Origin of the sequence: Parvibaculum sp. (genome assembly GCF_049672805.1) — a bacterium.
Taxonomy (GTDB): Bacteria; Pseudomonadota; Alphaproteobacteria; order Parvibaculales; family Parvibaculaceae; genus Parvibaculum.
This window is the reverse complement of sequence record NZ_JBATWS010000402.1, coordinates 1-6245: the sequence shown is the minus strand read 5'-3', so window position 1 is coordinate 6245 and position 6245 is coordinate 1. Positions and strand designations below refer to the sequence as shown.

The window sequence follows — 6245 nt, the reverse complement described above, 5'->3', positions numbered from 1 at the left end:
CCTTGTGCCCGCCCTTGCGCTCGGGACGCTGACGCTTGCCGCTTGTGGCAGCGACTCCGAAACGGTGACGAAGCGCACCGTGATCGAGGAGCAGCCGACCACCGTGCGCACCGAAACGACCACAACGACGGTGGAAGAGGATTGACCTGCGGAGGCCGGGTGCGCGGTGCCTAGCGCCGCGCCTCGATCGCATCCCAGACAAGGCCCGCAAGATTGGCGCCGTCGAAACGGTCAATCTCCTGAATGCCGGTTGGCGAGGTCACATTGATTTCGGTGAGATAGTCGCCGATCACATCAATGCCGACAAAGATCAGCCCGCGTGCTTTCAGTTCCGGGCCGATGATCTCGCAAATCTCGCGCTCTCGCGGTGTGAGCGACCATTTCTCGGCGCGGCCGCCGACATGCATGTTCGAGCGCGCTTCGCCTTCCGCCGGCACGCGGTTGATCGCCCCCACCGGTACGCCATCCACGAGAATGATGCGCTTGTCGCCCTGCCGCACCTCGGGCAGATATTTCTGCACGATGACCGGCTCACGGTTCATCTGTCCGAACATTTCGAGAAGCGAGTTCAGATTTTCATCGCCCTCGCGGATGCGGAACACGCCCGCGCCGCCATTGCCGAAAAGCGGCTTCACGATGATGTCGGAAAACTCGTTGCGGAAGGCGCGGATTTCATTCGGATCGCGGCTGATGAGCGTTGGCGGCAGAAGCCCCGCAAAGCGCACGGCGAAAAGTTTTTCCGGCGCGTTGCGTACTTCGGCAGGATCGTTCACCACCAGCGTTTTCGGATGTACCGTCTCCAAAATATGCGTCGCGGTGATGTAGCTCATGTCGAAGGGCGGATCCTGACGCATGAGCACCACATCCACCTCATCGAGATGAACCTTCTCCTTCGCGCCGAGCGTGGCGTGATTGCCGGCCTCGCGGCGCAGCGTGAGCGGGCACATTTGCGCATAGGCGCGGCCATCCCGCATGGATAGGTCGAGAGGCTCGTAATAGAAAAGCTTGTGGCCGCGCGCCTGTGCCTCCAGCCCGAGGGCGAAGGTCGAATCCGCATTGATATTGATGCTGTGGATCGGGTCCATCTGAATGGCGACGGAAAGGCTCATGGTCTTTTCTTCTCTTGCTGGCGCGGGGCCGCTTTTCGGGAAGGCCTTGCTGGCCTGATTTCAGGGAAAGATGGGCGGAGGCGACGCGGTTTGCGAGCGAAAAATCACAAAGCTGAAAAAGCCCGTTCAGTTGAGCCGTGTCTTGAGGCGGCGCAGCGCCTCTTCCGCCATGCCCGCGATGCGCATTTCGCCAAGGCCGGTTGCAAGGTCGATGCAGGTTGCAAAGGCATCTGCCGCCGCGCCCATATGGCCTGCATGAACCTCGAGCCGTCCAAGCTCAAAGCGCAGTCCTGCCCGGCCCGGCGCAAACCAGATCATGCGCGTCACCACATCGCGCGCCCGCGCGAAATCGCCCGCGCGGATGGCACGGCTCAGAATATTGTTTTCAAGGCGCAGCAGAATGTCCCGCGTGCCCACGGCCTCGCAGTTCTCAGGCGTGAGGCGCGCATCCGGCCCTTCAACGCCACGCAGCATGGCAAGCAAATCTGCCGAGGTGAGCGTCTGCCCGCCATTGAAGGGATCAAGCACCACGGCTTCATCCGGCCCGCGCAGGCGCAGGACGAAATGACCGGGGAAGTTGAGCCCTGTCATTTCAAGGCCGAGCTTCGATGCGACATGGAGATAGAGAATGCCAAGCGTGACGGGCAGTCCCTTTCGGCGGTCAATCACATGGGCGAGATTTGCGTTGCGCGGATCATCATAGGTTTCTGCATCACCCAGATAGCGAAACCGCCCTGCCATCACGCCGGAGAGAACACCCGCCGCCACCTGGCAGGGTGCGGCTCTCGATGTGCCAAGGGCGGCGGCTGCCGCTTCCACAAGTTCGTTCAGATGAGCGCGGTAGAGATCACGCGAGAGATCGGGCCTGTCGCACGCAGAGAGCGCCAATGCGAGCTGGGCGATGTCGAGTTCCGCATCGGACATCTCGCCCGCCGCGCGAAGCTCGTTTTCAATGTCTCTCATCTCTCTCCCCATGCGCTCATCTTCGCGCGGAAAATACCGCCGCCGCAAGCACCGATGTGAGACAGAAGCAAGACGCGATGTGAAAGGCGATCACCCGTTGCGGCGCTTGATCTCCACATAGGAGACGACATTGCGCACGCCCGATATGTCGCGCGCATGTGCAATGACGCGGTCAAGCTCCGCCTTGTCGAGCGCCGTTCCCATCAGATAGACAACGCCGTTCACTGTTTCGATGGAATAGTTGAGGCTGCTTACATTGCTGTCGGCGGTAAGCCGCGCGCGCAACTTGGTGGTGATCGACGCATCGCTGACAGATTGCGTAAAGCCTGTTCTCTCGCCGGCCTTCAACTCGTTGATGACTTCCTTCACACCGCCGATCGTCCAGACGATGCGTGTGACCGTGATGCGATCTTCAGGCTTTGGCACGGTGCCGGAGAGAAGCACGCGGCCATTTCGCACCTGCGTTGCAACACCCGCATAGAGTTTTGAATCTTCGGCGAGAAGCTTGCGATTTATTTCGAAAGCGATCTGATTGTCATCGACGGCCTGTTCAAGACCGCGGTCCTGCGCCGCCCCCACAGCCGCCGCCCCGCCCGCGCCAATGGCAAGCGGCACACAGCCGCCGAGCAGCACAGCCGAACCCAGAACCAGCGCGATAATCTTCTTCATCGTCTCGATATCCCTGTTGCAGAACCGCGCCAGAAAATGAGCGACGGGATGCGGCAGCATTATGGCCGCCAGGCATCTGCCATGTGACGAGGCAAGCTTCGCGGCGCAACAAGCACCATGTCAAAGCGCAGATCAAGATCGGAAAGGGCAGGATTCCGGCCAAGAAAATGCGCCGCTGCGCGCTGAAGCCGCTCACGCTGACGCGGTGTCAACGCTTCCACCGCCGACCCGCCCGCGCCGCGCGCCTTCACCTCGACAAGGGCAAGCACGCGGCCGCGCCGCACCACCAGATCGATCTCGCCTGCGGGCGTTTTCAGGCGGCGGGCAAGAATATGATAGCCCTTGAGCCACAACAGGAGAGCGGCAAGCCCTTCCGCGCGAAGGCCGAGACGATAGGCCGCCCGGCCTCTCTGCGCATCCCCCCTCCGCGCCCTCATTCCCTGCCTCGCCTCTCTATCTTGCCCCGGAGAGTTCGAGCGCGCGTGCATAGATTTCGCGGCGCGGCAGACCGGTGATCGAGACGACTTCCGCCACCGCATCCTTGAGCGTGGTGCGCGCGAGCGCATTCTCGAGCATCGCGTCAACTTCATGGGCGCAGAGCGGCGCGCGTTTTTCGGGCGGGCCAACCACCACGACGATCTCCCCTTTCGGGCCACCTTCCTCTTGGTAATGGGCGGCAAGCTCGGAGAGGGAGCCGCGCCGCACTTCCTCGAACTTCTTGGTCAGTTCCCGCGCAACGGCTGCGGGGCGGTCGCCCAATGCGCCTGCCATATCGGCGAGCGAGGCGGCAAGCCGGTTCGCGCTTTCCAGAAAGACGAGCGTTGCGGGAATGGCGGCGAGTTCGGCAAATTCCTTGCGGCGCGCTTCCTGCTTTGCGGGCGCGAAACCGGCAAAGAAAAAGCGGTCTGTCGGCAGCGCCGCCAGTGTCAGCGCAGCAAGCACGGAGGAGGCACCCGGCAGCGTCGTCACATAATGGCCGGCAGCGACCGCTTCCTGCACGAGCTTGAGGCCCGGATCGGAGACAAGCGGCGTGCCCGCATCCGAGACCAGCACGATCACCTCGCCTGCTTCCAGCCGCTTCAAGATGCGCGGGCGCATTTCGGCGGCGTTATGGTCGTGATAGGGCGCGGTTTTTGCGGAAATATTGTGGATCGCAAGGAGCTTTGCCGTCACCCGCGTATCCTCGCAGAGAAGCAGGTCGCACTGCGCCATCAGATCAAGCGCACGGGCGGTTATATCGGCAGCATTGCCGATGGGCGTCGCGGTGACATAAAGGCCGGGCGCGGGCCGCGCCGAGGTGACGGTTTTTTCCATGAGCGGACCTTGGCTCCCGGCGGGCCGATTTGCAATCGGCTTCGCAAATCAGGGGCGGGTATCGACAGGGGCAAGCCATTGGTTTACTTGGCGGGGAGCCGCGATTAGGCTCCGCAAAAGGCGCTCGCGCCTCTTCGATTGCGTCTCGACCAAGCAGGATAAACTCCGGTGACAAAGCCCGCCCTCGCTGCCCGCCTCGGTTCCTTCACGGCTTTGAGGACCGCTGCCCTTGCCGGTCTGGTGCTTCTCGCCGCCGCCTGCTCACCGACAACGACACGCACTCCCCCCGTCGCACCGCCGCCGCAGGTGACACCGCCCCCCAAGATAGAAGTGACGCCGCCGCCGGCCCCGCAGACCTATCAGCGTGACCCTTCACGCTTCCTCACACCCGCCTTCATGCAGGGGCAGGAGCCGGTGCGTGTGGCGCTGCTGCTGCCCTTCAATTCGCCGCGCGAAAATGTGCGCACCCTCGCCAATGCGCTCTACAACACGGCACAGCTCGCCCTTTTCGAGTTTGACGCGCCGAATGTGCTGCTGATCGCAAAGCCCACCGGCGGCACGGCCGCGGGCGCGCGGCAGGCGGCGAAGGAAGTTCTCGATGCCGGTGCCGAAATCGTGCTCGGGCCGCTTTTCGCAGAAGAAGTGATGGCGGTTGCGCCGCTCGCGCGTGAGGCCAATGTGCCGGTCGTCGCCTTCTCTTCCGACAGTTCGGTGGGCGGCAATGGCGTGCATCTTCTGTCCTTCCCGCTGGACGAGGAAGTCGAGCGCATTGTCGATTATGCGACGCTGCAGGGCCTCACGCGCTTTGCAGCCCTTTATCCGCAGGGAAGCTATGGCGAGCGGGTGCGCGCAGCCTTTGAACGCGCTGTCTCGCAGCGCGCGGGCAGGATCGTCGCCTCGACGAGCTATCCTTCCGATCCGCAGGCCATGTATGACCCCGCCAAGCGCATTGCAGGTGCCTATGGCGGCGGCAATTACACGGCGCTGTTCCTCCCCGAAGGCGGACAGGGCGTGAAGGCCATCGCGCCGCTTCTGCCCTATTACGATGTCGATCCGCGCGAGGTGAAGTTTCTCGGCACGGGCGCATGGGATGATGTGTCGCTGACACGCGAGCCGCCGCTTCATGCGGGCTGGTATCCCGCGCCGCCGCCTGCGAGCTATCAGCAGTTTGTCGCGCGGTATCAGCGCGCCTATGGATCGACGCCGCCGCGCATTGCAAGCCTTGGCTATGATGCGGTGAGCCTTGCGATTGCGCTTTCGGGATTGCCTGCGGGCGAACGTTACACCACGCAGACGCTCACCAATGAAGACGGCTTTGCCGGTGTGGACGGGATTTTCCGCTTCAACCCGGATGGCAGCACGGATCGCGGGCTTGCCGTTCTGGAAATCCGTCCGACAGGCGCGGTCGTGATCGACCCGGCACCGGAAAGCTTCACACCGCGTCTCTTCTGACCGCCCGCCTTATTCAGGCAAGAAGCCGCACCAGCAGCGCATCAAGGACGAGGCGTCCCTGCCGCGTTGTGCGGATTATGTCGCTTTCCTGCGTGAGAAGTCCGTCTTCCACCAACGCATTGATCCGCGCAGGAGAAAGCGCTGCGCCCGAAATCCTTGCATGGCGGGAAAGCGACACGCCTTCTGAAAGGCGGAGGCCCATCATCATCATTTCGTCGCCCTGCTCGCCCGGCATGATTTCCTCAAGGTCGGCAATGCCGTTGCCCTCCGCTTCCACCGCCTCAAGCCATGCGCCGGGCAGGCGATGCGTTGCGGTGGCGAGGCGCTTTCCGTCCACGCTTACCCGGCCATGCGCGCCGGGGCCGACGCCCGCATAGTCGCCATAGCGCCAATAGACGAGATTGTGACGGGACGCCGCCCCTTCCTTCGCATAGTTCGATACTTCGTAGGCGGATAATCCGGCTTCCGCGCAAATTTCGCCGGTGAGCTGGTAAAGCTCTGCCGCCACCTCATCATCGGGCAGGGCGAAGGCACCCTTCTCATAGAGCCGCGCAAAGGCGGTGCCTGCTTCAATGGTAAGCTGATAGAGCGAGAGGTGATCTGCCGCATGGGCAAGAGCCGCGCGCAATTCGCGCTCCCATGTCTCGCGCGTCTGACCGGGTCTTGCATAGATGAGATCGAAGGAAAGGCGCGGGAAAGTTTCACGCGCGAGCGCAATAGCGGCAAGCGCTTCCTTCG

At 62.8% G+C, this 6245-nt stretch carries 7 protein-coding genes; 1 reads left to right on the top strand and 6 read right to left on the bottom strand.

The window, feature by feature from the left end; all coding sequences use genetic code 11:
• Positions 1-170: 170 nt before the first annotated feature.
• The 5 genes from gshB to rsmI all read right to left on the bottom strand — a co-directional run bounded on the left by gshB (position 171) and on the right by rsmI (position 4055).
• Positions 171-1109: a glutathione synthase gene (gshB, locus tag WBF74_RS12565; RefSeq protein WP_424440427.1), complete on the bottom strand. Its 939-nt coding sequence runs from the start codon at positions 1107-1109 to the stop codon at positions 171-173.
• A gap of 126 nt (positions 1110-1235) precedes the next feature.
• Entirely contained in the window at positions 1236-2072 is an 837-nt protein-coding gene (locus WBF74_RS12560; protein WP_424440425.1) for a SirB1 family protein, read from the bottom strand.
• 90 nt (positions 2073-2162) lie between these two features.
• Positions 2163-2741, bottom strand: a complete 579-nt coding sequence (locus WBF74_RS12555; RefSeq protein ID WP_424440423.1) for a BON domain-containing protein — start codon at positions 2739-2741, stop codon at positions 2163-2165.
• Between the two features lie 59 nt (positions 2742-2800).
• Positions 2801-3178: a YraN family protein gene (locus WBF74_RS12550; protein WP_424440421.1), complete on the bottom strand. Its 378-nt coding sequence runs from the start codon at positions 3176-3178 to the stop codon at positions 2801-2803.
• 16 nt (positions 3179-3194) lie between these two features.
• Complete coding sequence (gene rsmI / locus WBF74_RS12545) at positions 3195-4055, bottom strand: 16S rRNA (cytidine(1402)-2'-O)-methyltransferase (RefSeq protein ID WP_424440419.1); 861 nt, start codon at positions 4053-4055, stop codon at positions 3195-3197.
• Positions 4056-4223: 168 nt separating this feature from the next.
• On the opposite strand from rsmI, the gene WBF74_RS12540 reads away from it, so the two are divergent.
• On the top strand, positions 4224-5507 hold the full coding sequence (locus WBF74_RS12540; protein WP_424440417.1) for a penicillin-binding protein activator: 1284 nt from the start codon (positions 4224-4226) through the stop codon (positions 5505-5507).
• Positions 5508-5520: 13 nt separating this feature from the next.
• On the opposite strand, the gene WBF74_RS12535 is transcribed toward WBF74_RS12540, so the two are convergent.
• Positions 5521-6245 (bottom strand): coproporphyrinogen-III oxidase family protein (locus WBF74_RS12535; protein ID WP_424440414.1); only part of this gene is annotated, 725 nt, incomplete at its 5' end.

Coding starts and splice junctions, on each gene's coding strand:
- gshB (WP_424440427.1), bottom strand. CDS start 1,109: ATGAGCCTTTCCGTCGCCATTCAGATGGACCCGATCCACAGCATCAAT.
- WBF74_RS12560 (WP_424440425.1), bottom strand. CDS start 2,072: ATGAGAGACATTGAAAACGAGCTTCGCGCGGCGGGCGAGATGTCCGAT.
- WBF74_RS12555 (WP_424440423.1), bottom strand. CDS start 2,741: ATGAAGAAGATTATCGCGCTGGTTCTGGGTTCGGCTGTGCTGCTCGGC.
- WBF74_RS12550 (WP_424440421.1), bottom strand. CDS start 3,178: ATGAGGGCGCGGAGGGGGGATGCGCAGAGAGGCCGGGCGGCCTATCGT.
- rsmI (WP_424440419.1), bottom strand. CDS start 4,055: ATGGAAAAAACCGTCACCTCGGCGCGGCCCGCGCCCGGCCTTTATGTC.